The sequence below is a fragment of the Micromonospora sp. NPDC005979 genome, from assembly GCF_040614415.1.
Taxonomy (GTDB): domain Bacteria; phylum Actinomycetota; class Actinomycetes; order Mycobacteriales; family Micromonosporaceae; genus Micromonospora.
Genome location: NZ_JBEXUR010000010.1, coordinates 210892 through 237712, shown reverse-complemented (window position 1 = coordinate 237712; position 26821 = coordinate 210892). Strand labels below are relative to the sequence as shown.

Annotated in this window: 20 protein-coding genes; 10 read left to right on the top strand and 10 right to left on the bottom strand. The window is 72.0% G+C overall.

Going from position 1 to position 26821, the window contains the following annotated elements:
• Positions 1–3 precede the first annotated feature (3 nt).
• From ABZ272_RS18950 to ABZ272_RS18940, 3 genes are all read left to right on the top strand, one after another.
• Complete coding sequence (locus ABZ272_RS18950; RefSeq protein ID WP_355051235.1) at positions 4–2349, top strand: hypothetical protein; 2346 nt, start codon at positions 4–6, stop codon at positions 2347–2349.
• A 13-nt stretch (positions 2350–2362) separates the two neighbouring features.
• On the top strand, positions 2363–3490 hold the full coding sequence (locus ABZ272_RS18945; RefSeq protein ID WP_355051234.1) for a hypothetical protein: 1128 nt from the start codon (positions 2363–2365) through the stop codon (positions 3488–3490).
• A 137-nt stretch (positions 3491–3627) separates the two neighbouring features.
• On the top strand, positions 3628–4398 hold the full coding sequence (locus ABZ272_RS18940) for a BTAD domain-containing putative transcriptional regulator (protein WP_355051233.1): 771 nt from the start codon (positions 3628–3630) through the stop codon (positions 4396–4398).
• A gap of 316 nt (positions 4399–4714) precedes the next feature.
• On the opposite strand, the gene ABZ272_RS18935 is transcribed toward ABZ272_RS18940, so the two are convergent.
• The gene (locus tag ABZ272_RS18935) at positions 4715–6202 is read right to left on the bottom strand and encodes an FAD-binding oxidoreductase (RefSeq protein ID WP_355051232.1); all 1488 of its coding nucleotides are present in this window, start codon (positions 6200–6202) and stop codon (positions 4715–4717) included.
• A gap of 148 nt (positions 6203–6350) precedes the next feature.
• Positions 6351–7064, bottom strand: a complete 714-nt coding sequence (locus ABZ272_RS18930) for an HD domain-containing protein (RefSeq protein ID WP_355051231.1) — start codon at positions 7062–7064, stop codon at positions 6351–6353.
• 185 nt (positions 7065–7249) lie between these two features.
• Between ABZ272_RS18930 and ABZ272_RS18925 the strand changes: the two genes are divergently transcribed.
• A complete protein-coding gene (locus ABZ272_RS18925; RefSeq protein ID WP_355051230.1) occupies positions 7250–11446 on the top strand; it encodes an FG-GAP-like repeat-containing protein in 4197 nt (1398 codons plus the stop codon).
• Between the two features lie 207 nt (positions 11447–11653).
• Here ABZ272_RS18925 and ABZ272_RS18920 read toward each other — a convergent pair whose 3' ends face one another.
• From ABZ272_RS18920 to ABZ272_RS18900, 5 genes are read right to left on the bottom strand one after another with little or no spacing between them, the layout of a single operon-like run.
• Positions 11654–12829 (bottom strand): Gfo/Idh/MocA family oxidoreductase, encoded by a 1176-nt coding sequence (locus ABZ272_RS18920; RefSeq protein WP_355051229.1) that lies wholly within the window; start codon positions 12827–12829, stop codon positions 11654–11656.
• On the bottom strand, positions 12826–14319 hold the full coding sequence (locus tag ABZ272_RS18915) for a mannitol dehydrogenase family protein (protein ID WP_355051228.1): 1494 nt from the start codon (positions 14317–14319) through the stop codon (positions 12826–12828). The genes ABZ272_RS18920 and ABZ272_RS18915 overlap by 4 nt, the downstream gene beginning before the upstream one ends.
• Positions 14310–15614, bottom strand: coding sequence for an enolase C-terminal domain-like protein (locus ABZ272_RS18910; protein ID WP_355051227.1), 1305 nt, complete (start codon positions 15612–15614; stop codon positions 14310–14312). The genes ABZ272_RS18915 and ABZ272_RS18910 overlap by 10 nt, the downstream gene beginning before the upstream one ends.
• Positions 15611–17044, bottom strand: a complete 1434-nt coding sequence (gene uxaC, locus ABZ272_RS18905; protein WP_355051226.1) for a glucuronate isomerase — start codon at positions 17042–17044, stop codon at positions 15611–15613. The genes ABZ272_RS18910 and uxaC overlap by 4 nt, the downstream gene beginning before the upstream one ends.
• A 20-nt stretch (positions 17045–17064) precedes the next feature.
• A complete protein-coding gene (locus ABZ272_RS18900) occupies positions 17065–18393 on the bottom strand; it encodes a Gfo/Idh/MocA family oxidoreductase (protein ID WP_355051225.1) in 1329 nt (442 codons plus the stop codon).
• Between the two features lie 240 nt (positions 18394–18633).
• Between ABZ272_RS18900 and ABZ272_RS18895 the strand changes: the two genes are divergently transcribed.
• The 6 genes from ABZ272_RS18895 to ABZ272_RS18870 are packed head-to-tail and all read left to right on the top strand — an operon-like array spanning position 18634 to position 24569.
• The gene (locus ABZ272_RS18895) at positions 18634–19764 is read left to right on the top strand and encodes a LacI family DNA-binding transcriptional regulator (protein WP_355051224.1); all 1131 of its coding nucleotides are present in this window, start codon (positions 18634–18636) and stop codon (positions 19762–19764) included.
• 19 nt (positions 19765–19783) lie between these two features.
• A complete protein-coding gene (locus tag ABZ272_RS18890; RefSeq protein WP_355051223.1) occupies positions 19784–21127 on the top strand; it encodes an extracellular solute-binding protein in 1344 nt (447 codons plus the stop codon).
• 32 nt (positions 21128–21159) lie between these two features.
• Entirely contained in the window at positions 21160–22143 is a 984-nt protein-coding gene (locus tag ABZ272_RS18885) for a sugar ABC transporter permease (protein ID WP_355051222.1), read from the top strand.
• A complete protein-coding gene (locus ABZ272_RS18880) occupies positions 22143–23024 on the top strand; it encodes a carbohydrate ABC transporter permease (RefSeq protein ID WP_355051221.1) in 882 nt (293 codons plus the stop codon). Before ABZ272_RS18885 ends, ABZ272_RS18880 begins: the two co-directional genes overlap by 1 nt.
• Positions 23008–23691: a hypothetical protein gene (locus ABZ272_RS18875; RefSeq protein WP_355051220.1), complete on the top strand. Its 684-nt coding sequence runs from the start codon at positions 23008–23010 to the stop codon at positions 23689–23691. Before ABZ272_RS18880 ends, ABZ272_RS18875 begins: the two co-directional genes overlap by 17 nt.
• Positions 23688–24569: a PmoA family protein gene (locus tag ABZ272_RS18870; protein WP_355051219.1), complete on the top strand. Its 882-nt coding sequence runs from the start codon at positions 23688–23690 to the stop codon at positions 24567–24569. Before ABZ272_RS18875 ends, ABZ272_RS18870 begins: the two co-directional genes overlap by 4 nt.
• 39 nt (positions 24570–24608) lie before the next feature.
• Here the strand turns inward: ABZ272_RS18870 and ABZ272_RS18865 are convergent, their stop codons facing one another.
• From ABZ272_RS18865 to ABZ272_RS18855, 3 genes are read right to left on the bottom strand one after another with little or no spacing between them, the layout of a single operon-like run.
• Positions 24609–25379, bottom strand: a complete 771-nt coding sequence (locus ABZ272_RS18865) for a hypothetical protein (protein ID WP_355051218.1) — start codon at positions 25377–25379, stop codon at positions 24609–24611.
• Between the two features lie 45 nt (positions 25380–25424).
• Entirely contained in the window at positions 25425–25883 is a 459-nt protein-coding gene (locus tag ABZ272_RS18860; RefSeq protein ID WP_355051217.1) for a hypothetical protein, read from the bottom strand.
• On the bottom strand, positions 25880–26812 hold the full coding sequence (locus ABZ272_RS18855; RefSeq protein WP_355051216.1) for a hypothetical protein: 933 nt from the start codon (positions 26810–26812) through the stop codon (positions 25880–25882). Before ABZ272_RS18855 ends, ABZ272_RS18860 begins: the two co-directional genes overlap by 4 nt.
• Positions 26813–26821 lie beyond the last annotated feature (9 nt).

Below are 26821 nucleotides of genomic sequence, written 5' to 3'. Positions count from 1 at the left end.
GCGATGACCGACATCCGGGTACCCGTGGACGGCGTCGACCCGTCCGTCGAACGCAACCTGATCGACCAGTTGGAGGGTCCGTACCCGGGAACCGTCCGGCGGGTCGTGGTGCCGCTCGCCAACTCCGGCGCCGCCGCCGTGGACTGGACCAGTCGACACCCGCTGCTCACCGTCGTACTGCGCCGCGACCTGGCCGAGGAGACCGTCCGGGTGACCGTCACCGTCGACCCGGGCGGCGCGGGGCAGCGGGTGCTGCCGCCGGTGGTGTTCGCCCCCTGGTCCGCCGAGGGCGCGTCGGTGCCGGCGTACGTGCCGGACACCGCCGACGAGCCGCTGGTCGCGCCGTTCGAGGTCGCCGTGTCGGCCGAGCGGGCCGTCGAGGGCGCGGCCGCCACGGCGGTCACCGGTACGGCGCTCCCCGCCCTCGTCGAGCTGGCCGTGGTCGAGGGCAACCTGGGTCGCCTGCTCTACCTGGTGTCGTACGAGAAGCACCGGCTGCGCCGCGCCGCCCGGGAGGTGCACGCGTACCGGACCCTGGCCCACGCCCGGCGCGACGCGCTGGACCGGATCGGCGCGGACGTCGGGGTGGCCCGCTTCGTCGACGAGCTGGTGCACGAGCCGACCAACGGCGAGGTGTACGCCCGCCGCCTGGCCGCACCGGCCCGTGAGCCGGACGACGCGTACGCCCACCGGCTCGGGCTGTACCGGCGGTTCCTGCTGCCCACCCCGGGCGCGGTACGTCGGCTGCTCAACGGCCCCGGCGCGGACACCGACCCGAACACGGGTCTCTTCGCCGACCTGCCCGGCGGGGCGCGCTTCACGCTGCGCGAGGACGACGACCAGTTCGCCGTGGCGGTCCGGCTGGTGGCCGTCGGCGACCCGCAGCACCGCGCCAACTTCCTCGCCCAACTGCGCCGCGACCGCCTCGTGCTGCCCGCCAACACCCCGCCGAACAACACCGTCCACGCTTCCCGGGCGCTGCCGGCGACCCGGCTCGCCCAGGTCACGGCCCTGCGGGCGAGCCTGCGCCAGTCGTACACCTTCGACAGCGCGCACGGCATCGCGCCGCCGCTGGCCGCGGCCCTGGACCGCGCGGGGCGGGTGTGCCGGGCGCTCGGCTCGACGATCGTGTGGCAGGTCAGCCGGGCCCAGGACGACGCCGGTGGGAGCCGCTACGAGTTGGGTCTCGGCGTCGACGTGAGCTGGCCGACCCCGGCGCAGGCCACCGACCTGCGTAACCGGGTGCTGGACACCGGCCGGACGGTGACCGCCGACCGGACCGCCGAGGCGCTCATCGCCGCCGCCCGCGCGGCCGGCGTGCCCACCGTCTCTGCCGACGGCGAGCTGGCCTGGCTGTGGCGGGTCTGCGGGTTGCCGACCACGCACCGGGTCAGCACCACCGTGATGTACCTGTCGCACCTGCCCACCCGGGGGCTCGCGGTGACCGCGCCGCTCACCGCGTCGGTCGGCGTCGACGCGCCGGTCGAGGCGCAGTTCCACGCTCCGGGCGACCCGGGCGGCAACGCCCTGCTGCTGGCCGGTCTGAGCGCGGCCCGTGCGGCCTGGACGGCCGCCGGGGAGACGGCGTGGTCGCCGTTGACGGACGCGGCGGCCCGGACCCGGTGGGCGGCCGTGCCGACCCGACCGGCCGGGCAGCCGGTCGACGCGGTCCTCGCCGCGGCCGGCCTGCCCGCGGTACGCGACCCCGCGCCCGTGGTGGCCGCGCTGAACCGCCTCCCCGACGAGCTGGTGGAGACCATCGAGTTGCCGGCCGCGCTGGCGTCCGCGCTGATCGCCGGCCAGCCGGCCGCCGCCGACCGGCTGGCCCGACTGGTGGGGCTGCTGCGTGACCAGCACCTGGCCGCCGCGCTGCCGCTCGTCGAGACGGGCAACCGGGTGCTGCTGGTGTGCGGCGTCATCGGCCTGCCGCAGGCCGGGCTGAACCTGAGCGAGCGCCGGGCCACCGGGTTCCGCTGGTACACGGTGGGACTCGGCGGCGGCACGGCGGAGATCAAGGCGGTCGGGGCGCGGACCGCGTTGCGCCCCACCCACGCCGGCCTGGTCGCCGTGGTGGCGCTGTCCTACGTGCGGACCGGCCGGACCGATCCGTACGAGTTCCGGGTCGAGCTGCCCGACGGGGTGACGTTGAGCCTGGAGCAGTACGAGCGGCTGATGAACACCCTGACGAGGGTCTGCCCGCTCGGCGTGGAGATCAACACGTTCGGCATCCGGCGTGACCACGTCGACCTCGACGACGACGGCACCGCCGAGCCACTGCGCCCGGCCGTCGCCCGGACCTTCCGCACCTTCCAGCAGCGCCGGCACCGCGGCGTGTACGACCAGCTCTGAGAGGGACACCACGATGGCGAACGAGATCAACTACGACGGGGTGACCGTCACCGAGCTGTACGAGGCGTTCACCAGGCACGGCATCCCGGCCTCGGACGCCAGCGTGCTGGTCTCCTCCTGGATCTACGAGAACGTCGGCACCGCGAAGCGGGTGTTCAGCTACGCCGAGCCGTTCCCGGCGGTGGAGCCGGGCTGCGCGCCACCACCGTTCGCCCGCACGTTCGCGCACACCGACTGGGTGGACGGCGAGGACGTCGTACAGGCCGGCCAGACACCGGGGGAGCAGGGCTTCAACGAGCGGTTCCACCGCATCGAGCACGACCTGGACCACCTCGGCACCGACCTGGCCAAGGCGTTCTCCTGCATGGCGGCCATGCGGGTGAGCCTGCGTCGACTGCTCGACGAGATCCGCGCCGAGATCAACCGGCTGCACTCGACGGTGCACGAGAACAAGATCGTGCCCGGCCCGTACACCTTCGAGCAGATCCCCAACTACATCGGCGCGTTGGACTTCGGCAAGTACATGGGCACCACGATGTTCATGGACAAGAAGGTCAGCATCTGGCAGACCAAGGCCGGCACGATCGTGCTGCCCGCCGTCGAGACCCTCGGCGTGGACGTGGTCGCCGGCCCGAAGGTCCGGGGCGCCGCCTACCTCGACCGGTACGCCGTCGAGAACGCCGACGTCCGGCAGCGTTTCCCGCGCGAGGTGAAGGTGGTGGAGTTCATCCGTACCTTCGGTGAGGACCAGGTGGCGGACGGCCGGACGATCCGCGACGTGCTCAAGGTGCTGCCGGCCGACAGCAGCTACCCGAGCCTGGACGCGATGGTCGCCGAGGTCAGCGAACGGGAGGCGGCCATCGTCCGGACCACCGCGGGCGCCCAGTCGGCGGTCTCCGCCGCCCTCGGCATCGACGTGGAACTGGAGAACGTCGCCGACGCTGACATCGCCATGCTCGCCGGGGTGCCGACCAAGGCCCGGGCGGCGCTGACGCGCGCCGGGATCAGCACGCTGGGCAAGCTGGCCGAGACGCCGACCGAGCGGGTGGTCGGCATCATGAAGGAGGCGGGGGTACGCGCCGACGTCGGCGACGCCGCCGAGTGGACCGGCTACGCCCGGACGCTGAGCAAGCTGCGCTGAACGGCCTGCCGTGACTCCGGCGAACGGTTGATCCGCGCCGTTCGCCGGGTCGGTGTGACGACACTGCGCTGGCGTACCGACCCTCCACACCCGACCGTGAGAATCCCACGGGGCGATCGGGCACGAAGGGCGCACGGATGGCAGTTCACGAGGTGTCGCAGGACCTCCGCTCCGGGGCGCAGGAGACCGAGGCGGCGCGACCAGCGCGCTACGCGTTGCGGCTGCTCGGCGGGTTCGCGCTGGAACGCGACGGCCGGTCCGTGGTGGTGCCGCAGGGGGCCCGCCGGCTGCTCGCCTACCTCGGCGTACGCCAGCGGTGCGCCCGCTCGGAGGCTGCTGGGACGCTCTGGCCCGCCTCCCACGAGGATCGGGCGCGGGCCAACCTGCGCACGATGCTGTGGCGGCTGCACCGGGTGACGCCCGAGCCCTTGGTCGAGGAGGACGACGGGCTGGCCCTGGCCGCCGACGTCACGAGTGACGTGGCCGCCCTGAGCACGGCGGCGGCCGTCCTGCTGGCCGGCGGCTCACCCGTGGGCACCGTGCCGGCGTTGGCGACCGGCGAGCTGTTGCCCGGCTGGTACGACGACTGGGTTCTGACGGAGCGGGAACGGCTGCGCCAGACCCGGCTGTACGCGCTGGAAGCTCTCGCCGAACGCCTCACCGCCCAGGGACGCTTCAGTGAGGCGGTGCAGGTGGCGTTGACCGCCGTGCACCTGGAGCCGCTGCGGGAGAGCGCCACCCGCGCGCTGATCGCGGTGCACCTGGCCGAAAGCAACATCAACGAGGCGGTGCGGCGGTTCGAGCTGTTCCGCGCCGACCTGGGCCGGGAGTTGGGCGTTGCTCCGACACCCTGGCTGGAGCGTCTGGTGCAGGCTGGCCGCTCCGGCGCCGCGGTCCCGTATCCCTGAGTAACCGCACCACCCATACCGACAACGCGCCCCCGCGTGTCCCGCCTGGCCCCCGCGTGTCCCGCCTGGCCTCTACCTGTCTGGCTCCTGCCCGGCCGTCGGTCTGCCCCCGCCAACAGTCCGTCCAGTCCGCCCAGTCCGCCCGGCCGCCCGCGGGCGGCGGCCACGGGTCTCCTGCGCGCCCTTTGCTCTGCTTCAACCCGCGCAACACCGAGACGCCGTCAGTGTTGCCTCCGTTGAAGCAGAGCAAAGGACGCGCGAGGGGGTGGGGTAGGGGCGTCGGGTTGGCGGGCGGGCGGGCCGCTGGTGAGCCGGGTCAGTGGGTCGCGGGCGGGATGCTTTGCTCGTACTGGAAGACGTTGTGCGGGTCGTACTTCGCCTTGATCTTGCGCAGTCGCGGGAAGTTGCGCCCCCAGTAGGCCTCCTCCCACTCCGCCATGCCGATGTTCGGCACGTTGACGTACGCGCCGTCCACGTAGGGTCGCAGCGCCTGGCTGAACTCGGCGATCCAGGTCTGCGCGATCGGGGTGATGGCGTCGCCGCTGTCCGGCTCGCCGCGGGTGCCCCAACCAGCGCCTGGCTCGGAGTAGAAGAGCGCGTCACGGTGCGGGAACGCCGAGCCACCGAAGGGCTCCTGCCGTTGGGCGCCCCGGCCGAACGCCTGGGTGAAGAAGTTGCTGTCCGGCGACGGCGCCTTCTCCATGAACTCGCGGACGATGCTGATTGCCCTTGTCGGGAAGGGCTCCCTGGTGAACTGGGAGAAGAACTTCCACTTCGCCGGCTCTTCGTCGTTCGGGATTTGGAATCCGGCGTACGTCTCGCTCCAACCGCCGATCTGCACGCTGACCTCGGGGTTGCCGATGGAGAGCAGCGGTTCCAGCAGCCTTCTCACCTCCGCCTCCGATCCCTCGGCGAGCACCCCGAACACCAGGATCTCGGTTGGGTGGATCTCGACCTGGCTGCCGAGGCGGGGGTCGGTGAACGGCGCGACGCGCTGCCAGGTGTCGAAGACGTCGTGCAGGTCGTCGAGGCCCGACCAGGTCGCCTGCAGGTACGCCACGCTCTCCAGCGGGGCGACCTGGTAGGTCAGGGAGGTGACGATCCCGAAGTTGCCGTTTCCGGCGCCGCGCAGCGCCCAGAGCAGGTCCGCGTGGTTCCACGGGTCCACCTCGAGCACCCTGGCGCCGTTGGCGCCCGCCGCGACGACGATCTCCGCCCCGATCAGGTTGTCGCAGGCCATGCCGAGGTAGCGGGTGAGGAACCCGAAGCCGCCACCGAGGGTCGCGCCGGACAGGCCGACGGTCCCCTCCGTTCCGGTCGTCGCCGCGAGGTCGTACTCCCCGAGCGCGGTGATCGCTTCCGACTGGTTCAGCCCCGCGCCGAGCTTCGCCGTGCGTGTGGCCGTGTCGATGTGGACGTCCTTCAGCTCGCTGACGTCGATGACGAGGCCGTTGTCGACGTTCGACCAGCCTTCCAGGCTGTGCCGGCCGCTGCGTACCCGCAGCGCCACGTCGTGCTGCCGAGCCCAGGTGAGGGCGTTGACGACGTCCTGGGTCTCCTGAGCGAAGACGATGACCAGCGGGTAACGCACGAACAGCTCGTCCCAGCCGAGGCTCGCCTCCGCGTAGTCGGGGCTCTGGGGGCGGACGATCCGTCCGGTCAACGTCGCGGGCGGGTACGTGTCTCCGCGGGGTGGGCCGTCCGCCGCCACCGCCGAACTGCCGGCCAGCACGCCGGGGAGGGTGATCGCTCCGGCGCCGGCGGCCGTCGCCCTGAGCAGATCGCGGCGAGAAAGGTCGCGCATTGTCCGAATCCTCTCGATGGAGTCACGTCAGAAATTCGACCAAGAGGACTGTTGCCTCCCAAGTGACGCAAAACCACCGTAATTCCGCAGGCTGCGGCAGAGATCCGAGAACTTGTCAGAAAACCCGGTCGGGTGACGCGACGGCAGCTCAGTTAGCGTGCGCGGGCTGGTCGAGGATGGCGCTGAACCGTTCCTCGGCAAGGTCGAGCTGGCTGAAGATGTGCCGCTTGACCTCCACCGACAACGGTGTGTCCGGCCGACCGATCAGGTCCCGGAAGAGTGGCACCAGCGGCCGGTACTTCCGGGCCGACGAGACGACCTTGGGCCCGACCGTGTGGATCACCCCGACGCCGTTGTCGGTGAAGTCCGACACCTTGATCACCCGGGCCCAGGGCTCGCGCTCCAGGCTGACAGCCAGATGCTCCCGGTACTGCGTGTTGCGGTCCCGCGCGGGGTCGTACACCGGGTTGGTGACCGCGGCGACCAGGGTGGCCACCCGCGGCCCGAACCGCGCGGCGAGCGCGGCCAGCGCCGCGTCGGTGCCCCCGGCGGCCAGCTCGGCCGGGTGGTCCTCCACCGCGTCGTGCAGCAGACCCGCGACGATCACGTCGACGTCACGGACCTGGTAGTGGTGCATGAGCCGGATGGCGACCCGCAACAGGTGGTTGAGGTACGGCTCACGAACGCGCCGGTCGTCGCGGTGCAGCTCGGCGGCGAGATCGAGCGCGGCGGTCAACCGCGCCCGGTCGGGGTCGTCGAACTGCTGGACCTCCAAGCGGAAGCGCGCCAGCAGGCCCGGTTCGCCGTGGATCTCGGTGATCGCGTGCATCGGCATGCTGCCCAGGTGCGGCGGGAAGTCCATGCGTCACTTATAGCCGATCTTCTCCACATCGATGGCCCGGTCCGTCGGCGACCCGACCACGGCGAGTCGGTCGGACCGGGGCCGGACACCTCACCGCCTCCAGCGGGAATTCATCTCGGTGAAACTGTCAGTGAATCTCCCCCACGTTGACTGTCGCCATGCATAGACCCCGGTATGTCTTGTCCGTGCTGGTCACGGTCGTGATGGTGGTCGCCTTCGGTGCCAGCCCCGCCCGTGCCGCCACCGACCTCACGCTCACCCTCACGGCTGCGGACATGGGTGTGAGTCCGGCCGTCCTACGCGACGTGGTTCCGCAGATCCAGGCGGAGATCAGGCAGGACGGCGGCCTGGGCGCGTCCATCAAGAAGGACCTGCGGGAGATCCCTCCCGGCGGCGTCGCCGCCTTCGACGCCGCCTCGGTCCCGGACTTCGACGGTACGCTCACGATCACGCCGGACGGCGCCGGCATGACGATCACCGTTCCCGCCGCGGAGGTCCAGGCGTCCGGCTGGTTCATCCAACTGGGCGCCTTGGTGATCGGCGCTCTGGCCGGTTACGGGCTCCGCGCGGTGTGCATAGCCGTGCTGGGCAACAGCGGCGTAGGAGCGCCGACCATCCCGTTGATCTGCACCCCCCTGGGGACCGCCGTCACCGGTTTCGTCAGCGGTTTCGTGGTACACGCCTTCGCCGGGGACCTCGCCACCGGGGGAGCTTGGGCGGACATCATCATCCGGACGATCGTCGGGCTGGTCGCCGGTTTCGTCTGGGAGAAGTGGGCGGCGGGGTTCGCGAAGAACTACCTGCCAGGGGCGCTGCACAGAATCGGTGACTGGATTCTCACGAAGGTGCCCGCCCTCCAGGCGGTCGTCGGCGTTCCGTTCGCCGTGGCGGCGGAGGAGGCCGCCGAACTGGCGATCGAGCTGGAAGACCTGTTGGGCTGGGACATGCGCAGCTGGGGCATTGACGATCAACCGCTGCCGGACCTGCTGCCGCTGCCCACTCCCGGGCGCATGCCAATCCGGGGCGCCGACCCGAGCGTGATCAGGGTGGGCGACACCTACCTCTCGGTAGAGTCCGGCGGCGACGGGATCTACCTACGGTCGGCGCCGGCCGTGTCCGCCCTGGGCGACGTGGCCCCTCACCGGATCTGGACTAACCCGGGGCTGCCCGAGCTGTGGGCCCCCGAACTGGTCGCCATCGGCGGCCGCTACTACGTGTACTTCTCGGCCGGGGCGGGCGCGGCCCACCGGATGTACGTGATCAGCTCGTCGTCGCCGGTCAGCGGCTACGGCAGTCACCAGAAGCTCAACCTGCCCGACGATCGCTGGGCCATCGACGGGACCGCCTTCATGTTCGACAACCAGCTGTGGTTCGCGTGGTCGGGCTGGGAGGCGACCTCGAACGTGGAGCAGAACATCTACCTGACCCGGATGAGTGGCCCAACCACACCGACCGGGCCGCGGTACCGCATCTCCCAGCCGCGCGAGTCGTGGGAGCGGGTGGAGGGCAACCCGTTCGTCAACGAGGGCCCCGAGCCCGTCGTCGACCCCAACGGACAACTGCACATCGTCTACGCGGCCAACGGCTCGTGGAGCGACCAGTACTGCCTCGGCGACCTGCGACTGCGCACGGGCGGCGATCCGACGTACGTCTGGGACTGGTACAAGTCCAACGGCTGCGTGTTCGGCTCGAACGAGGCGACCATGATGTCCGGTTACCGCGCTACCCGCAACGTCAACGGCCCCGGCCACAACAGTTTCGCCCTGCTCGACTCGAACCCGGCGAACGGTGGGACGGCCGGGTCGAGAATTCCCTTCGTGTACCACGGCGTACCCGAGGGCATGACCTACAAATGGGAGAACCGGGTCTGGTACGAGGGCGCGTTCACCTGGTGGAAGACCATCTCGTACGCGCGACAGAACGTGCCCGGCGCCAACGTCGACACCGGCTACAGCCTCGGCATGATCGAGGATCCCGATGGCCCGCTGCCACCGGCGCCGGTCCTCACGCCCGCACCGCCCAACCTCGACCTGCGGGTGCTACCGCTCGGTGACTCGATCACCCACGGCGTTGGCGGGAGCCCCGGCGGCACGGGCTACCGCGCCCGGCTGTGGGAGTTGTTGGCGGGCCGACCCGGGGCGCTCGACTTCGTCGGCTCGGTGGATTCCGGGCAACTGCCCGACACCGACCACGAGGGGCACCCGAGGTGGCGGATCAGCCAGATCACCAGTCTGGTGAGCGACTGCACGATGCGCCGCTACCGGCCCAACGTCGTCACCCTGCACATCGGCACCAACGACATGACCCAGGACCCGGACGTCGCCGCGGCCGCGGACCGACTGCGGGCGCTCATCGAACAGATCACCCGGCTGGCCCCGGAGACCACCGTCCTGGTGGCCACCCTCGTGCCGTCGCTGACCGCGGTGACGAACAACCGTATTCAGCAGTACAACGCCCGAATCCCCGGCATCGTGAGCGGCCTGCGGGCCGAAGGCCGCTCCGTGCGGCTGGTCAGCATGAACGCGGTGACCACCGCCGACCTGAACGACCCCCTGCATCCGAACAACACCGGCTACCGCAAGATGGCGGACGCGTTCGGCCGGGCCGTCACCGACGCGCTCGCCGAGGGAATCGTCCGGCCACCGGTCGCTGGCGACACGACGCCGTGTGGTCCTCCGGCGGGGAACCTGCCGCCGTCGGGTTCCTCCCCGCCCGGCTGGAACTGGGCCGGCCAGATCGCCGCCGGCGCCGGGCCCCGGGAGCAGGTGCGGTTCGCCGACCTCGACGGTGACGGCCGCGACGACTATCTCCTGCTCGGCGAGCAGGGCCAGGTGCGGCTGTGGCTGAACCGGGGCACCGGTGACGGGGTCAGGTGGCAGTCGCAGGGCGAGGTCGCCCGGGGGTCCGCCCCACGCGATCAGGTGCGGTTCGCCGATTTCGACGGTGACGGCCGGGACGACTACCTGGTCGTCGGCGACCAGGGGCAGGTCCAGGCGTGGCTCAACACCGGCGCTGGCGATGCGGTGAGCTGGACCGCCAAGGGTGTCGTCGCCACCGGCGTGGGCGCGACCCGGGAGCAGGTGCGCTTCGCCGACATCGACATGGACGGTCGGGCGGACTACCTCGTGGTCGGCGACCAAGGCCAGGTGCGGGCCTGGCTGAACGCCGTCGACGCCGACAGCGCGGGGTGGATCGGACAGGGCGAGATCGCATCCGGTGTCGGTTCCACCCGGGAGCGGGTGCGGTTCGCCGATCTCGACGGTGACGGCCGCGACGACTACCTGACGGTCACCGATCAGGCGTGGGTACGCGGCTGGCTCAACACCATCGGCGACGGCGGACGGAGCTGGGGCTACCAGGGCGACGTCGCGGGCGGCGTCGGCGCCACCAGCGGCGAACTGGAACTGGCCGACATCAACGGTGACGGGCGCGCCGACTATCTCGTCGTCGGCAGCCAGGGGCAGGTCAAGGCGTGGTTCAACGACCGCTACGGCCGCCCCGACCCGTGGGACTGGCAGGGCGTCATCGCCACCAGCGGTGTCCCGCGCGAGCAGGTACGCCTGGCTGATCTCAACGGTGACGGCCGCGACGACTACCTGGCGGTCGGCGACCGGGGTCAGGTCCGCGCCTGGCTCAACGTCCGCGACGGTGACGCCGTCGGCTGGGACTGGCGGGGTGAGGTGGCCTCGGGCTCCGGCCCACGTGACCAGGTGCGCTTCGCCGACCTCAACGGCGACCGCCGCGACGACTACCTGATCGTGGGGGATTCGGGCCAGGTCAAGGCGTGGCTGAACACCGGCACCGGTGACGGCATCGCCTGGACGTCCATCGGTGAGATCGCCACGGGCTCGGGTCCGCGGGCCCAGGTGCGCTTCGGTGACGTCAACGGTGACGGCCGCGACGACTATCTCGTCGTCGACGACCTGGGCGAGGTCAAGGCGTGGCTCAACACCGGCAGCGGCAACGCCGTCATCTGGTTGGCGCAGGGCGGGATCGCCTCGGGCGTCGGCGCGTCGGGCAGCGCGGTGACCTTCGCCGACCTCAGCGGTGACGGCCGGGACGACTACCTGGTCATCGGGGAGTACGGGCAGATCCGCGCATGGGTCAACAACCGCGGCGGGCCCGGACCGGCGTGGGTGTCCCGGGGCGAGGTCGCCTCCGGTGTCGGCTACCCGGCCAGCCGGGTCGAGCTCGCCGAGGTCAACGGCGACCGCCGCGCCGACTACCTGGTCCTTGACGACCAGGGAGGCGTACGGGCGTGGTTCAACAACGCGGTGGTCGACGGTCCCGCGCCCGGCAATCCGCCGGCGATGCCAGGTGCCCCGAACCCGCCGTTGCCCCAGGATGACATTCCCCTCTGCGTCGCCAATCGCTGCCCCTGACAGCCGACGAACGGACCATCGGCGGTGCTCGGCCTCCGCTGACGTCGGGCGCCTGCCAAACGTGTCGGAGGAGGGGCGGGCATCGACCCGTCGCCTCCTTTGCTCTGCTTCAACCCAGGCGACACCTGCGGGGCAAAAGTGTTGCCTCGGTTGAAGCAGAGCAAAGGTGCTGCCCGAGCACACTCGCCGCCGCGCGGGGCACCACCGCTACGTCAGGTCCGCGCGGTACGCCGGCTCCGCCCACGGGACGCCCTGCTCGCTGGGCAGGGCGCCCTGCTCGGCCGCCCGACGCAGCACCTCGACCACGCCACGGATCCGCAACACCCGCTGGTCGCCGTCGCCCACCACGTCGACCAGCTCCCCGCCGAGCAGCCGGGGTTCGGGCGCGGCCCGCAACGCGTCCAGCAGCGCGGTGAACGGCGCGGTACGGGCCAGCGGCGCGATCAGCGGCGCCCCGGCCGGGTCGATCCGGTGGGCGAGCAGGTTCTCCAGCAGGCCCTGTCGACCGGGAACGTGCCGGGGTGCCGCGTCGCCGGGCAGGAGCAGCCGGTCGGTCGGGTATTCCAGCACGGCCTGCCCGGTCGTACCGGTCAGCGTCACCTCGCCCGGCACGAACTGCGCCGAGGCCATCGTGACCGCCGCCAGCACGGGCGGGCCGGCACGGAACCGGACGCGCAGCATCGCCGTGTCCTCCACCTCGATCGGTCGTACCCGGTAGCGCTCCACCTCGATCGCGACCGGCCACGGTGGCGCCCCACCCAGCGCCTCGGCGACGGCCAGGCACTGCATCACCGCGTGCGCGAACGGGTTGGCCAGCGCGCCGTCCAACACCGGTCGGCCGTCCAACGTCCGGCGGCCGGCCCAGGCGGACCGGGCGTAGTAGGAGTCCGGCCGCTGCCACGCGGCGACCGTGGCGATGCCGGTGACCGTGCCGAGGTGGCCGGCGGCCAAGGCGTCGGTCAGCGCGGTGAGCGCCGTCGAGCCGAGCGCCTGGAAACCGACCTGGGCCACCCGGCCCGCCGCCGCGAGCGCGTCGGTCAGCTCGTGGTGCTCGGCCAGCGACAGCACCGGCGGTTTCTCCAGCAGCAGGTCCGCGCCGGCCGCCACGGCGTCGCGGGCGATCGGCAGGTGGGTGTGCGGCGGGGTGCAGATCACCACCACCTCCGGGCGGGTGGCGGCGAGCATCGCCCGATGGTCGGTGAACACGTCCACGCCGGGCGGGACCGGCGCCTCCCGTTCGTCGAGCACCGGTGCGACGTCGACCAGGGCGACGAGCCGCAGCCGGCCGTCGGCGTGCAGCGGGGCGATCACCCGCCGGTGCCAGTGACCGTGCCCGTTCGCCCCGATCACCGCCACCGTCGCCGGCGGCACCGACCCGTTCACGACACGCCGGCCAGGGTCGCCTCCACGCCGTGTCGTCCGAGCGCGGTGAGCCAGGCGGTCACCTGGGCGCGTACCTCGTCGTCCTCGGCGACCTCGGCCGGGATGACCTCGCGGAGCGCGAAGACGGCGTCCACCGCGCCGGCCGGGCTCTGCGCGCCGGCGTCCAGGGCGGCCCGGATGGGCCCGGCGAGGGGATCCTGCAACGGCAACGGGCGGCCGTCGTCGGCGTACCCCAGCGCGAAGCGCAACCAGGACGCCACGACCAGCGCGCCCCAGCGCGCGGGCCGTCCGGACGCGCGCAGGTCGGCGATGGTGTGCAGGATGCGTTGCGGCAGCTTCTGCGAGCCGTCGATCGCGACCTGGAGGGTGCGGTGCCGGATCGCCGGGTTGCCGAACCGGGCCAGGACCTCCTCGCCGTAGTCGACGACCCGCACGCCGTCCGGCGGTGTGAAGCTGGCCGCGACGTCCTCGGCGATCAGCCGGCGCAGCACGTCGGTCAGGTGAGGGATCTCCAGGGCGTCGGCGATGGTCTCCCGCCCGGCCAGCGCACCGAGGTACGCCACGGCCGAGTGCACACCGTTGAGGGCGCGCAACTTCAACCGCTCCCACGGCCCGGCGTCGTCGGTCAGCACCGCCCCGGCGTGCTCCCAGCCCGGCCGCCCGCCGGGGAAGTCGTCCTCGATGACCCACTGCGCGTACGGCTCGGCGGCGACCGCGGCCAGGTCGGTGACGCCGAGCGCCCGGCGGGCCGTGTCGATGGTCTCCGGGGTGCTGGCCGGCACGATGCGGTCCACCATGGTCCCCGGGCACGTCACGTTGGCGGCCACCCAGTCGACGAACCCGGCCGGCGTCCCGGCGGCCCGCGCGATCGCCTGGTCGACCAGGCCGCGCAGCCGTCGGCCGTTGGCCGGCAGGTTGTCGCAGCTCACCAGGGCTACCGGTCCGGCGTCCGCGGCGGCGCGGGCCGCCAGCCCGCGCAGCAGCAGACCCGGCACGGTGGCCGGGGGCCGATGACCGGCGAGGTCCGCGGCGAGCGCGGAGTCCGGCGACAGCCGGCCGGTCACCGGATCGAGCTGGTACGCCTTCTCGGTGACGGTGAGCGTCACGACGCGGACCGCCGGGTCGGCGAGCAACGCCACCACGGCGTCCGGGTCGCTCGGCGCGTGCCGTACGCCGCTCAGCGCGCCCACCACCCGGGTGGTGGCGTCGGCGGCGGACAGGGCGCTCACGCTGAACAGGTTGTCCTGGGCGGCGAGCGCGTCGACCACGGCCGTGCTGCGGGGCGCGACGGCCACGATGCCCCAGTCGCCGCCGGCCGCGCCGACCGCCGCCTCGGTGTAGACCGCCTGGTGCGCGCGGTGGAAGGCGCCCAACCCCAGGTGTACGACGCCCGTCGGCACGGTGCCCGGCCGCACGAGGGGACGGGAGTCGACGGGCAGGTGGCGCAGCACCCCCAGGCCGAGGCGGGACGCGCCGACGGTCACCGCCATGCCGGACCGTCCGGGAACCGGTACTCCGCGATCGACGCCGGTCTCATGGTGGCGCTGTAACCGGGGCGGTCGGGCAGCAGGTAGCGGCCGCCGCGGGTGCGTACCGGGTCGACGAAGTGTTCGTGCAGGTGGTCGACGTACTCGATCATCCGGCCGTCGAGGCTGGCACCCACCCGCAGGTAGTCGAAGACCGCCAGGTGCTGGACGTACTCGCAGAGGCCGACGCCGCCCGCGTGCGGGCAGACCGGCACCCCGAACTTCGCCGCCAGCAGCAGCTCGGCCAGGACCTCGTCGACGCCGCCGACCCGGCACGCGTCGACCTGCATCACGCCGATCGCCTCGGCTTGGAGCAACTGCTTGAAGATGACGCGGTTGGCGGCGACCTCACCGGTGGCCACCCGGCACCGGCCGCCGGTCAGCTCGGCGACGGCGCGGTTGATCCGGGCGTGCCCGAGGATGTCGTCGGCGTGCGTCGGCTCCTCGATCCAGTACGGGTCAACCTCCGCGAGCGCGGTCATCGCGGTGATCGCCTCGTCGACGTCCCAGACCTGGTTGGCGTCCATCATCAGCAGCGCGTCCGGGCCGATCTCGGCGCGGATGATCCGGGCCCGGCGCAGGTCGTCGGCGAGCGGGCCGCCGACCTTCATCTTCATGGCCCGCCAGCCGTCGTCGTACGCCTGCCGGGTCAGCGTCCGTACCTTGTCGTCGGGGTAGCCGAGCCAGCCGACCGAGGTGGTGTACGAAGGAAAACCGTCTCGTTCCAGCGTCGCCAGCCGGTCGGTCAGGCCGTCGCGTCCCTTGTCGAGGATGGCCGCCGCCTCGTCGGGCGTCAGCGCGTCGCTGATGTGGTGGAAGTCGACGCTGGCGACGAGGTCGTCGGTGGGCAGCTCGGCCAGGAACCGCCACATCGGCTTGCCGGCGATCCTGGCCCGCAGGTCCCACACGGCGTTGACGAGCGCGCCGGTGGCCATGTGGATGACGCCCTTCTCGGGGCCCAGCCAGCGCAACTGCGCGTCCGCGCTGAGCGAGCGCCAGAACGCCACCGGCTCGGCGGCGATCTGCTCGACCGTACGACCCTCGACGTGGTGGGCCAGCGCCCGCACCGCCGCGCAGGTGATCTCGTTGCCCCGGCCGTTGGTGAAGGTGAACCCCGCGCCCACCGGCCCGGAGTCGGTGCCGAGCTCGACGTACGTCGCCGAGTAGTCGCCCCGGTTGATGGCGTCGGACCCGTCGCCCCGGGCCGCGGTGGGGAACCGTACGTCGTGCACCTCGACGGAGGTGATGGTGGTGGTCACTGGTCGGCCCCTTCGAAGTGGAAGACCCGTCTGGGTATCCGGTACGCCAGGTCGACGATCGTCTCGGCGGCCTCGTCCATCGCGAGCCGGTGCTCGGCGACCAGCCGGGCCAGGAAGCCGGCGTCGACCCGGCGGGCCACGTCGTGGCGTACCGGGATGGAGCAGAACGCCCGGGTGTCGTCGACGAACCCGGTGGTGTTGTAGAAGCCGGCGCTCTCGGTGACCGTCTCCCGGAACCGCCGCAGCGCCTCGGGGGAGTCCAGGAACCACCAGGGCGCCCCGAGCAGCAGCGCGGCGTACCCGCCGGCCAGGGGCGCCAGCTCGCGGGTGAAGGTGTCCTCGTCGAGGGTGTAGAGCACCACCGTCAGCCGGGGGTCGTTGCCGTAGCGGGACAGCAGTGGGGCGAGCGCGTGCACGTATTCGGTGGCCTGCGGCACGTCGCCGCCGACGTCCCGGCCGTGCCGCTCGTACAGCCAGCGGTTGTGGTTGCGCACCGCGCCGGGGTGCAGCTGCATCACCAGACCGTCGTCGAGGGACATGCGGGCGAACTCCATGAGCATGTGCGCCCGGAACGCCTCCGCGTCGGCGCCGTCCGCCGCGCCGCGCAGCCCACGGTCGTAGAGGCGGGCGGCCTCCGCCGGAGTCAGGTCCAGGGTGCGCGCGGTGGGATGCCCGTGGTCCGACGAGGTCGCCCCGGCCGCGACGAACGCGGCCCGGCGGGCCCGCAGGGCGGCCAGATAACCGGGGTACGCGCCGGTGTCCTCCCCGGTCAGCGCGCCGAGCCGCGCCACGTTGGCCGACCAGCCGTCGAACTCCATGTCCACCACGTCGTCCGGGCGGAACGTGGTGACCACCCGACCGCCCGGCCCACCCCAGCCGTCGGCGGCGAGCTTGGCGTGCGCCGCGAGGTCGTCCAGCGGCGACTCGGTGGTGGCGAGCACCTCGATTCCGAAGCGCTCGAACAGCGCCCGGGGCCGGAACTCCGGCTCGGCGAGCCTCGCGGCGATCTCGTCGTAGAGGGCGTCGGCGTTGTCGGGACGCAGCGGGGTGTGCGCCCCGAAGACGGTGCGGAGGGTCTGTTCCAGCCACAGCCGCGACGGGGTGCCCCGGAACAGGTGCCAGTGTGCGGCGAAGCGCCGCCAGATCACCCGTCCGTCGGCCTCGACCGGGCTGCCGTCGCGGGTGGGCACCCCCAGGTCGCCCGGGGGTACGCCCTGACTGAGCAGCATCCTCGTCAGGTAGTGGTCGGGCACGATGAGCAGCCGCGCCGGGTCGGGGAAGGGGCGGTCCTCGGCGAGCAGGGCCGGGTCGACGTGCCCGTGCGGCGAGATGATCGGCTGCCGGGCCGCGAGGGCGTACAGCTCCCGGGCCAGCGCGCGCTGGCCCGGCTCGGCCGGCAGGAGCAGGTCGGTGTGGTCGGACGTCGGCACGGGGCTCCTCGTTCTGCTTCTCAGCGGGTGGTGAGCAGGTCGGCGACGCGCACGGGCCGTCCGGTCTCCAGGGACCGGTTGGCGGCCAGGCCGGTGAGCAGGGCCAACGCGCCGTCGTCGGCCGTGGCGGCGCGGCCCAACGGATCGGGCTGGCCGCCGAGGAGCACCGCGGTCATCCGGGCGTCCGCGCCGCCGTGCCCCTGGCGGGTACGACCCTCGATGAGGATCCGTCGGGGAGGTTCCCAGAACGGGCGCACGGTGAGCGTCGCGCCGCCCCCCTCGGCGGGCGCCTCGACGCCGTGCAGGGCCGCGCCCTTGACGGCGCCGGCGGTGCCCCGGTCGACGTAGTCGTTCTCCGTCACCTCCAACTCCAACCGTCCCCGACTGCCGTTCACCATGACCCGGTAGCCCTCCCAGGGGGCGTACGCGGTGAGGTGGTAGGTCATTGTCGCGCCGGTGGAGTAGCGGGCCAGCACCGCCATGTCGTCCTCGATGCTCACCCCGGGGGCGAAGACGTTGCGGTCGCGTTGGTAGCCGTCCTCGGCCTCGGCGTCGAGGTACAGCTCGCGCAGTCGGGGGTGCGCGTCGAGCCGCAGCGCGAAGGGGTCGTCGGCGGCGGCCGGGGCCCCGTACGCCCGGTCGTAGTCGCGGGCGTAGCCGTGCCGGCGGCCGTCCTCGCCGTAGAAGAAGAGTCGCCCGGCCGCGTACACCTCGACCGGTGTGGCGGCCAGCCACCAGTTGACCAGGTCGAAGTGGTGGCTGGCCTTGTGCACCAGCAGGCCGCCGGAGGTGGCCTTGTCGCGGTGCCAGCGGCGGAAGTAGTCGGCGCCGTGGCGCACGTCGAGCAGCCACTCGAAGTGCACCGAGCCGATCTCGCCGACCGCGCCGTCGGCGAGCAGTCGGCGCACCTGCTCGTGCAGCGGGTTGTAGCGGTAGTTGAAGGCGACGGTGACGCGGCCGCCGGTCTCGGTCACCGCGTCCAGGATGCGCCGGCAGCGTGGGGCGTCGACCGTCATCGGCTTCTCGGTGACGACGTCCCGGCCGGCGCGCAGCGCGGCCACCACGTACTCGTCGTGGGTGACGTCCACGCTGGTCACGAGGACGACGTCGACGCGTTCGGCCTCCAGCATGGAGGCGAACTCGCCGGCCTTGTACGTGGGCACCGGATGATGTCCCAGCTCGCCCAGCCAGCGGTTGTGCGCGTCCATCCGGGTCTGGTTGACGTCGGCGAGGGCGACCAGTTCGGTGGAGTCGGCGTGGTCGAGCACCAGGGCCCGGACGAACATCTCGGCTCGCGCGCCGGCGCCCACGACGGCGTAGCGGACCCGCCCGCCGGATCTCGGTGACATGCGATCGCCCTCCGGATGGACCCTGCAAAGGTTTGCAGTGAAGTAACCACGATCAATGTGATGGCGTCAACGACGGCGGCACAATCGGCGGCAATTGTGGTTTTTTGCGGGTTCGAAGGCCACCGTTGGGCGTCTCGCTGCAACAGAGCTGCAAACATTGACCGTTGACAGTGGAGCAACCGTTTGCATTAATTGGCGGCACCCGCGTGACCACCGCCGCACTCGGACGAAGGGGCCGCCGTGCCAGTCACCATCCGGGACGTCGCCCGCGCCTCCGGGGTGCACATCTCCACCGTGTCCCGCACCTTCTCCGCCCCGCACCTCGTCAACCCCGAGACCCGGGTCCGGGTGCTGGCCTGCGCGGAGGACCTGGGCTACCGGCCGAACCGCGCCGCCCGCGCCCTCATCACCGGGCGTACGCACAACATCGGGCTGATCATCGCCGACATCGCGAACCCGTTCTTCCCACCGCTGATCAAGGCGGCCGAGAGCCAGGCACGCCATCGCGACTACCACGTCTTCGTGGCCGACACCAACGAGGACCCGACCGCCGAGGAGGAGTTGGTCCACGCCCTCGCGAAGCAGGTCGACGGGGTGCTGCTGTGCAGCCCCCGGATGAGCAACAGCCTGATCGAACAGCTCAGCCGCGAGGTGCCGCTGGTCGTGGTGAACCGTCAGGTGACCGGCCTGCCGTGCGTGCTGATGGACGTCGGGCAGGGTGCCCGGGCAGCCGTCGAGCACCTGATCGGTCTCGGTCACCGCGACATCGCCCTGCTCGGCGGGCCGCGCAGCTCGTGGACCAACCGGGAGATGCGGCGCGCCGCCACCACGGCCGTCCGGACCGGTGGCGGCGAGTTGACCGTGCTCGGCCCCAACGCTCCCACCGAGACCGGCGGCTCCGCCGTGGCCGAGCAGGTACGACGAAGCGGCGTCACCGCCGTGCTCGCCTACAACGACCTGATGGCGATCGGCCTCATCGAGGGGCTGGACGCGCTCGGGGTCCGGGTGCCGCAGCAGGTGAGCGTCGTCGGGGTCGACGACATCGCCCTGAGCCGGCTCACCCGACCCAAACTGACGACGGTGGCCACACCCACCGGGGCCGCCGGCCGGACGGCCGTCGACATGCTGCTGCAACAGGACATCGAGTCACCGCGCGGCGCGCGGGGGCCCGGTGCTGGCACGGCGGTCGGCGTCCGGCGTACCACCGCACAGGTAATGCTCCAGACCGACCTGGTCATCCGCGACTCGACCGGGCCGGGTCCGCACGCCCGGCCGGCACGTCCCCGGGCCGCTTCCCATGGCCCGGACCCGCACTGCCCTGCGGGCCCGGGCATCCCGACCGCGGCCTCGGGTGATGCCGTCGCCTCCTAAAGCCGAGGAGTGAGCGCACATGCACCCCGCAACGTCCCCCACCACGAGCACGTCCGTCGGGCGTTCTCAAAATACCCCGCTGCCCCGGCGGCGGCTGCTGCGCGGCCTGCTCGCCGCGACGGTCGCCGCTCCGCTGCTGTTCGGCGCCGCCGCGTGCGGCGACGACGAGGCCGCCGAGCCCAACGCCCCCGTCAAGCTCTCGATCTTCTGGTGGGGCGGCGACGCCCGGGCCAAGCTGACCGAGGACGCCCTCGCCCTCTACACCCAGAAGCATCCGAACGTGACCTTCGAGAAGACCTGGCAGGCGAACCAGGGCTACTTCGACAAGCTCGCCACGCTGACCGCCGGCGGCAACCCGCCCGACCTGTTCCAGATCGACGACAACTACCTCGCCGAGTACGCGGCCCGCAACACCACGCTCGACCTCACCTCGTACCAGAAGTCCGGCAAGCTGGACACCTCCACGTTCCCCAAGAGCCTGTGGCAGTACGGCGTCGTCGACGGCAAGCTCGCCGGCCTGGCCGCCGGGGAGAACACGCAGGGTCTGGTCTACAACAAGACGCTGCTGGCGAAGCACAACCTGCCCGAGCCGACCACCGGGATGAGCTGGGAGCAGCACATCGCCTGGGCCCAGGAGGTGTCCGCCAGGACAGGGGTTCCCGGCACCCAGGATCCGAGCGCCGACTACAAGGCGTTCTGGGTCTGGCTGCGCCAGCAGGGCAAGGACCTTTACAAGGGCAAGGATCTGGGCTTCACCGCCGAGGACGTGACCGCCTGGTTCGACCTGTGGAAGGGCGCGCGGGACCGTAAGGCCACCCCGACCGCCGACGTCATCCACGAGGGCAACTCCAGCGACGTCACCAAACAGTTGGTGGTCACCGGCAAGTCGGCGACGTCCTGGGTCTGGGCCAACCAGATGCCGGACCTGAAGAAGAACACCAAGGACGAACTGGGGGTGATCGCCTACCCCGGCGATCCGAGCGCGCAGTGGGCCCGGGCCTCGATGTACTGGTCGGTGTTCAAGGGCAGCAAGAACAGGGACGTCGCGGTCGATGTGATCAACTTCCTGGCCAACGACCGGGAGGCCGTCACCCTGCTCGGCACCGACCGGGGCCTGCCGTCCAACCTGGACCTGCGTCAGGTGGTCAGCGACGGCACCACCGATCCCGCGATGAAGCAGTCGATCGCCGTCGAGGCGGAGCTGACCCAGAAGTTCGGCGAGTCGCCACAGGTGCCCATCAAGGGACACAGCACGGTCAAGTCCGAGCTGGTCAAGGCCGCCGAGAGCGCCCAGTACGGCCGGGCCACCCCCGCGCAGGCCGCCGCCCAGTTCCTCGAGGCCTGCAAGGGCGCCATCGCCTGACCCGCCCCACGAGGCGAGGAGAGGAGCCGATCGTGGCGTTGACCACGGCGCCCGACCCGACCCGACCCGGCCCCGGATCCGCCCGGACCCACCCCACCCGGCGTGGGTCCGGCGGCATCCGGCACCGCGAGGGTCTGGCGGGGTACGTCTTCCTGTCGCCGTGGCTCATCGGCCTGATGGGTGTCACGGCCGTTCCCATGCTGCTGTCGCTCTACCTGAGCTTCACCAACTACGACATCCTCACCCCGTTCTCCGAGGCCCACTGGGTGGGGCTGGCCAACTACGAGCGGATGTTCACCGCCGACCCGTCGTACTGGCACGCGGTGCGGGTCACCCTGACCTTCGCGCTGGTCGCCGTACCCCTGAAACTGGCCGCCGCCCTCGGCGTGGCGCTGCTGCTCAACCGCGCGTGGCGCGGCGTCGGCCTGTTCCGCGGCCTGTTCTACCTGCCGTCGCTGCTCGGCGGCAGCGTGGCGCTGGCCATCGTCTGGGTCAACATGTTCAACCGGGACGGGGCGTTCAACTCGCTGCTGAGCCTCGTCGGCATCGAGGGCCGGCCCTGGGTCAACGACCCGGACTGGGCGCTGCAGACGCTCATGGTGCTGGCCATCTGGCAGTTCGGCGCCCCGATGGTGATCTTCCTGGCCGGGCTGAAGCAGGTGCCCACCGAGCTGTACGAGGCCGCGTCCGTCGACGGCGCCGGTCGGTTCCGGCAGTTCCGCGACGTCACGCTGCCGATGCTCTCCCCGGTGATCTTCTTCAACCTGGTGCTGGAGACGATCAACGGCTTCCAGGGCTTCACCGCCGCGTTCGTGCTCAGCAACGGCACCGGCGGCCCGGTCGACTCGACCCTGATGTACACGCTGAACCTCTACATCACCGGCTTCACCGACCTGGAGATGGGCTACGCCTCGGCGATGGCCTGGGTGTTCCTGCTCGCCATCGCGGTGCTCACCGCGATCTTCTTCAGCACCGGGCGGTTCTGGGTGCACTACTCCGACGGAGAGGACCGGTGATGGCGACTCCGACGGCGGCGGCGCTGCCCGGAGCGGGACGACGCCCCGGCGGTCGGCCCGTACTGCGGCTGCTGATCCTGGTGGTGATCGTGGCCGTGGTGCTCTACCCGCTGATCTGGATGGTCGGCACCTCCGTGAAGTCCCAGGAGGAGATCGTCAACAACGTCGGGCTGCTGCCCGAGCGGTTCACCCCGGGCAACTACACCGCCGGCTGGTCCAACTTCGACGTCGGATTCGGCCGGTTCTTCCTCAACAGCGCGCTGGTCAGCCTGCTCACCGTCGTCGGCAACGGGCTCTCCTGCCTGCTGGCCGCGTACGCCTTCGCCCGCCTGCGGTTCCGGCTGCGTGGCCTCTGGTTCGCCGTCATGATCGGTACACTGCTGCTGCCCCAGCACGTGCTGATCGTGCCGCAGTACATCCTGTTCCGCACCCTCGGTCTGGTCGGTGGCGAGTGGCCCTACCTGCCGCTGCTCATCCCGCAGTTCCTGGCCACCGAGGCGTTCTTCGTCTTCCTCATGGTGCAGTTCATGCGCGGCGTCCCGCGCGAGCTGGACGAGGCGGCGCGGATCGACGGCGCCGGCCCGTACGGGATCTTCCGGCACATCATCCTGCCGCTGAGCCGACCCGCGCTGGTCACCACCGCGATCTTCTCGTTCATCTGGACCTGGAACGACTTCTTCCGCCAACTGGTCTTCCTGTCCCAACTCGAGGACTACACGGTGCCGGTGGCGCTGACGCTGTTCATCGACTCGACGAGTCAGAGCGCGGTCGGGCCGATGTTCGCCATGTCGGTGCTGTCGCTGCTGCCGGTCTTCCTGTTCTTCGTCGCGTTCCAACGGATGCTCGTCGAGGGGATCAACACCAGTGGCATCAAGGGCTGAACCCGTCGACGTCGCCGAACGGCGGGACTGGCGCGACGTCGCCCGTGACGCCGCCGACCTGGCGCTGCTCGGCATCCTGGCGACCCTCGCGGCGGCGCCGGTGCTCACCGCCGCCGCGGCGGCCGGCACGGCCAGCGCGGCGGTGCACGACTGGACGCGTACCGGCGGTTGGCCGTCGGCGCGTACGACCCTGCGCCGATTCGGCCGCTCGGTGCTGCCCGGCGTGCCGGTCAGCCTGCTCGGGCTCTGCGTGCTCGGGCTGCTCGCCGCCGACCTGGCGGCGTTGACCGCCGGGCGGGTACCGGGTGGCCCACCGGCGCTGGCGGTGACCGGGCTGGTCGCGGCCGCTCTGGCCGGGTACGCCGGGCTGGTCGTCGTCGAGGCGGGCCGTAACGGGGGCGGGCGGTGGCGGGTGGCGGCCCGGTCCAGCGCCCGCGCCTGCCTCGACGCGCCCACCCGGTGGGCCGCCCTCACGGGCGTGACGGCGTTGGCGGGGCTGCTCGCCGTCCTGGTCACACCGGTGGCCGTGCCCATCCTCGCCGGCTACACCCTGGCGGCCCTGCACGCCGTCGCCAACCGGATGCCGGTACCCACGGACGTCGGGCGCGCCTTCGCAGCGGACGTCGGCAGCCGCGAACCGGCCGCCGCCCAGCCGGAGCTGCCATGACCGCCGATCCCGCCGCCGACCCCGCTCCAGTCGTCGAGGAGCCCGCGCGGCTGCTGGTCGGCGGGACCGAGGTGGCCCGGTACGTCGTCGACCCCGCGCTGGACGCGCGGCACGGCCCCCGGCCGTACCTGCACCCCGTCCGCACCCTCGGCGGCACGGTGGTCACCGACGCGCTCCCCGCCGACCACGTCTGGCACCTGGGCGCCTCCCTCGCGGTGCAGGACGTCGACGGCGTCAACCTGTGGGGCGGGCGCACCTACGTGCGCGACGTCGGCTACACGTGGCGCGAGGACCACGGGCGGATCGTCCACACCGGCTGGACGCGGCGCTCGGCCGACCGGCTGGCCCATCAGCTCCAGTGGCGCGATCCGCGCGGACGGGTGCTGCTCACCGAGCGGCGTCGGCTGGCCGCGTCGGCGGTGACGCCGGACGTCTGGCGGCTCGACCTGGACTCCGCGCTCACCGCCCCGCCCGACAGGTCCGTGCGCCTGGGCAGCCCGGCCACCAACGGTCGCCCCGGCGGGGCCGGCTACGGCGGGTTCTTCTGGCGGGCGGTCGCCGACGAAGAGGCGACGGTGTTCACCGCCGAGGCGGTGGGGGAGGAGGCGGTCAACGGCAGCGCCACCCCGTGGCTGGCGCTGGCCGGCACCGGCCCGGGCGGTGAGGCGTACACCCTGGTCTTCGCGGGCCTCGGCCCCGGCGACCGGTGGTTCGTGCGGACCGCCATGTACCCCGGCGTGTGCGTGGCCTTCGCCTTCGACCAACCGGCGGAGGTCCCCGCCGCCACCACCCGCCTCGGCAACTACCAGGTCTGGATCGCCGACGGCACCCTGCCGCCCGACCAATGCGCGACCCTCGCCAGCGCGCGTCGATCATGAAGTTGTTGTCACGACACGCCGAGCGCGGTGACAACAATTTCATGATCGACCGGGTAGGGCGGCGGGGACGGCGGCGGCGGTGACGCGGATGGCCTTGACTATCGCCGGGATCGAGCCGATCAGGAGGATCAGGCCCCAGATGATGGCGATGATGGCGAAGACGATCGCGCCGATGTCGTCGAGGATGCTCACCAGGATCACCGGCACCAGATTGTGCAGGAATTCCAGCACGACGGTGCACAGCAGGGTGGTGATGATAATCAGGACGAGGCCCTTGTTCTGCAGAAACCGGGGCTGGGCCAGCACCAACAACCCCGCCCACACGAGCTTGAGCAGCAGCGCCAGGCCGAGCAGCACCGCCGCGTCGCCGACCGGGAAGAAGCCCCACAGCGCCAGGTACGCCAGGGTGCCGAACGGCACGGCCAGGAACAGCGACACCATGATCATTAGCTCCACGAAGGCGATGATCAGTAGGATCAGCGAGCCCAGGATGAGCAGGATCGAGAAGATCAGCGTCGCGACGCCCTGGATGCGGCCCTGCACCCGCTCGGGCACCACCAGGCTCAGGCAGAACAGGCCGGTGGTCCAGAGCGCCACCGCGTCGATCAACGCCAGGTAGCTGGTGCCCCGTCCGGAGGGTTCGCTGACCCCGGCCGCGTCCACCTCCACGCCGAGGTCCGCCGCGCCGACCAGCAGCGCGCCGGTGGCGTCGCCGCCTCCGGTGAGCAGCGACGATCCCACCTCGACGAGGACCACCAGCGTGATCGCGACCAGCGCGAGCAGCAGGAACGGCTTGCGCAGGTCACCCATGGCGGGCCTCCGTACGGTCGAGGAGCGCGCCGGCGGGTGGACCTGTCACTCGGCGGCGACGGTGACCGTGCATCCCACACCTCCCGGGCAGCCCAGCAGCACCGTGGTCGCGCTGTCGACGGCGATCCGGGCGACCGCCTCGCCGCCGTCGTCCGGTTCGACCTCCGAGCGCACGGTGAGGTCGGCGTCCCCGGGCGCCGGGGCGCTCACCGCGAACGTGCGGCCACTGCGCAGCACCAACGTCCGCAGCTCGCCCGGGTCGGCGACCCGTACCGCGCAGCCGCCGACGAAGGTGAGCACATCGCCGGTACGGTCGCAGTCGGCCCGCACGGTCGCCGGGTCGATCGTGCCGCTCGCGCCGGCCAGGCGGCCCAGCCGCTGCACGATCCCCGGCCGATCGCTGGCGCGGCCCTGCTCGCCGCCGCCGACGCCGACGGCGAGCGCGAAGAACGCCACCAGCAGCACCGCCAGCGTCACCAGGACGACCTTCTGCCGACCGCTCATCGCCGCGCGACCGCCCCGGTCACCTCGGTGAAGCGGATCTGGTCCACGCCCGCGAAGTACCTGTCGAAGCCCTGCGTCTTGCCGACGGCGACCAGGGTGAGCGTGTGCCGGCCCGCCGCCAACCGGACGGTGCCCACGTCGGTGAAGTCCTGCAGGATCACCGTCGGGGTGAAGCCGAAGAAGGTGCTGCCGAGCTGCACGCCGTCGACCTGCCAGATGGTGTTGGCGTAGTCGAAGCTCGTGGTGCGCGTGGTGGAGAACCGCCACAGGGCGTCGGCCGGCAATTCGACGGTGACGCTCACCCGGTCGCCGGGCGCCAGGCCCGTGAAGAACAGTTGCGCGTCGCCCGACCAGGTCACGTCGCAGCAGTTCGGCTGCGCGTCGATGCCCGCCGCGGTCTTCGCCGGGGAGTCCACCCGTGCGCCGTCGACCAGGCTCTCCGCCTCCAGCGTCACCACCCGGGGCGTGCCCGGCGTCGGTGGGCCGTCGGAGCGGGTCAGCAGGTAGCCGACCACCCCCGCGACCACGAGCACCAGCGCCGCGGCGGCGGCGATCCACGGCCACGGCGTCCGCTTCGGCGCGGCGACCGCCCGGACCTCGTACGTCACCCGGCCGCTGGAGCGCGAGCTCTCCTCCGGCGCGGTGTTCGCCGAGTACGCGAACCCGGTCATGTCGTAGCGGCGGGGCGCGGTGCCGGCCGGCACCGCGAGGCGGACCAGGAACGAGACCGAGCCCTGACCGGGCACCACCCGCTGCGGCTCGGTGACGGTGAACCAGGCCCGCTGGCTGCCCTCGCCGGGCGCCACGTCGAAGACGACGGTGTCCGGCGCGAGGCCCGGGTTGGAGACGGTGAACGTCAGCTCGCCGTGGTTGGCGGCGTCCAGCGTGAACTGCGACGCGGCGGCGACGACGGCCCATTCGGTGGTCATGACGGCTCC

What these genes read in the sequence shown, in the direction of transcription:
- ABZ272_RS18870 (WP_355051219.1), top strand. Translation starts at nt 23,688, where the DNA reads ATGACCGCCGATCCCGCCGCCGACCCCGCTCCAGTCGTCGAGGAGCCC.
- ABZ272_RS18935 (WP_355051232.1), bottom strand. Translation starts at nt 6,202, where the DNA reads ATGCGCGACCTTTCTCGCCGCGATCTGCTCAGGGCGACGGCCGCCGGC.
- ABZ272_RS18865 (WP_355051218.1), bottom strand. Translation starts at nt 25,379, where the DNA reads ATGGGTGACCTGCGCAAGCCGTTCCTGCTGCTCGCGCTGGTCGCGATC.
- ABZ272_RS18945 (WP_355051234.1), top strand. Translation starts at nt 2,363, where the DNA reads ATGGCGAACGAGATCAACTACGACGGGGTGACCGTCACCGAGCTGTAC.
- ABZ272_RS18880 (WP_355051221.1), top strand. Translation starts at nt 22,143, where the DNA reads ATGGCGACTCCGACGGCGGCGGCGCTGCCCGGAGCGGGACGACGCCCC.
- ABZ272_RS18890 (WP_355051223.1), top strand. Translation starts at nt 19,784, where the DNA reads ATGCACCCCGCAACGTCCCCCACCACGAGCACGTCCGTCGGGCGTTCT.
- ABZ272_RS18855 (WP_355051216.1), bottom strand. Translation starts at nt 26,812, where the DNA reads ATGACCACCGAATGGGCCGTCGTCGCCGCCGCGTCGCAGTTCACGCTG.
- ABZ272_RS18860 (WP_355051217.1), bottom strand. Translation starts at nt 25,883, where the DNA reads ATGAGCGGTCGGCAGAAGGTCGTCCTGGTGACGCTGGCGGTGCTGCTG.
- ABZ272_RS18950 (WP_355051235.1), top strand. Translation starts at nt 4, where the DNA reads ATGACCGACATCCGGGTACCCGTGGACGGCGTCGACCCGTCCGTCGAA.
- ABZ272_RS18900 (WP_355051225.1), bottom strand. Translation starts at nt 18,393, where the DNA reads ATGTCACCGAGATCCGGCGGGCGGGTCCGCTACGCCGTCGTGGGCGCC.
- ABZ272_RS18915 (WP_355051228.1), bottom strand. Translation starts at nt 14,319, where the DNA reads ATGGCGGTGACCGTCGGCGCGTCCCGCCTCGGCCTGGGGGTGCTGCGC.
- ABZ272_RS18930 (WP_355051231.1), bottom strand. Translation starts at nt 7,064, where the DNA reads ATGGACTTCCCGCCGCACCTGGGCAGCATGCCGATGCACGCGATCACC.
- ABZ272_RS18940 (WP_355051233.1), top strand. Translation starts at nt 3,628, where the DNA reads ATGGCAGTTCACGAGGTGTCGCAGGACCTCCGCTCCGGGGCGCAGGAG.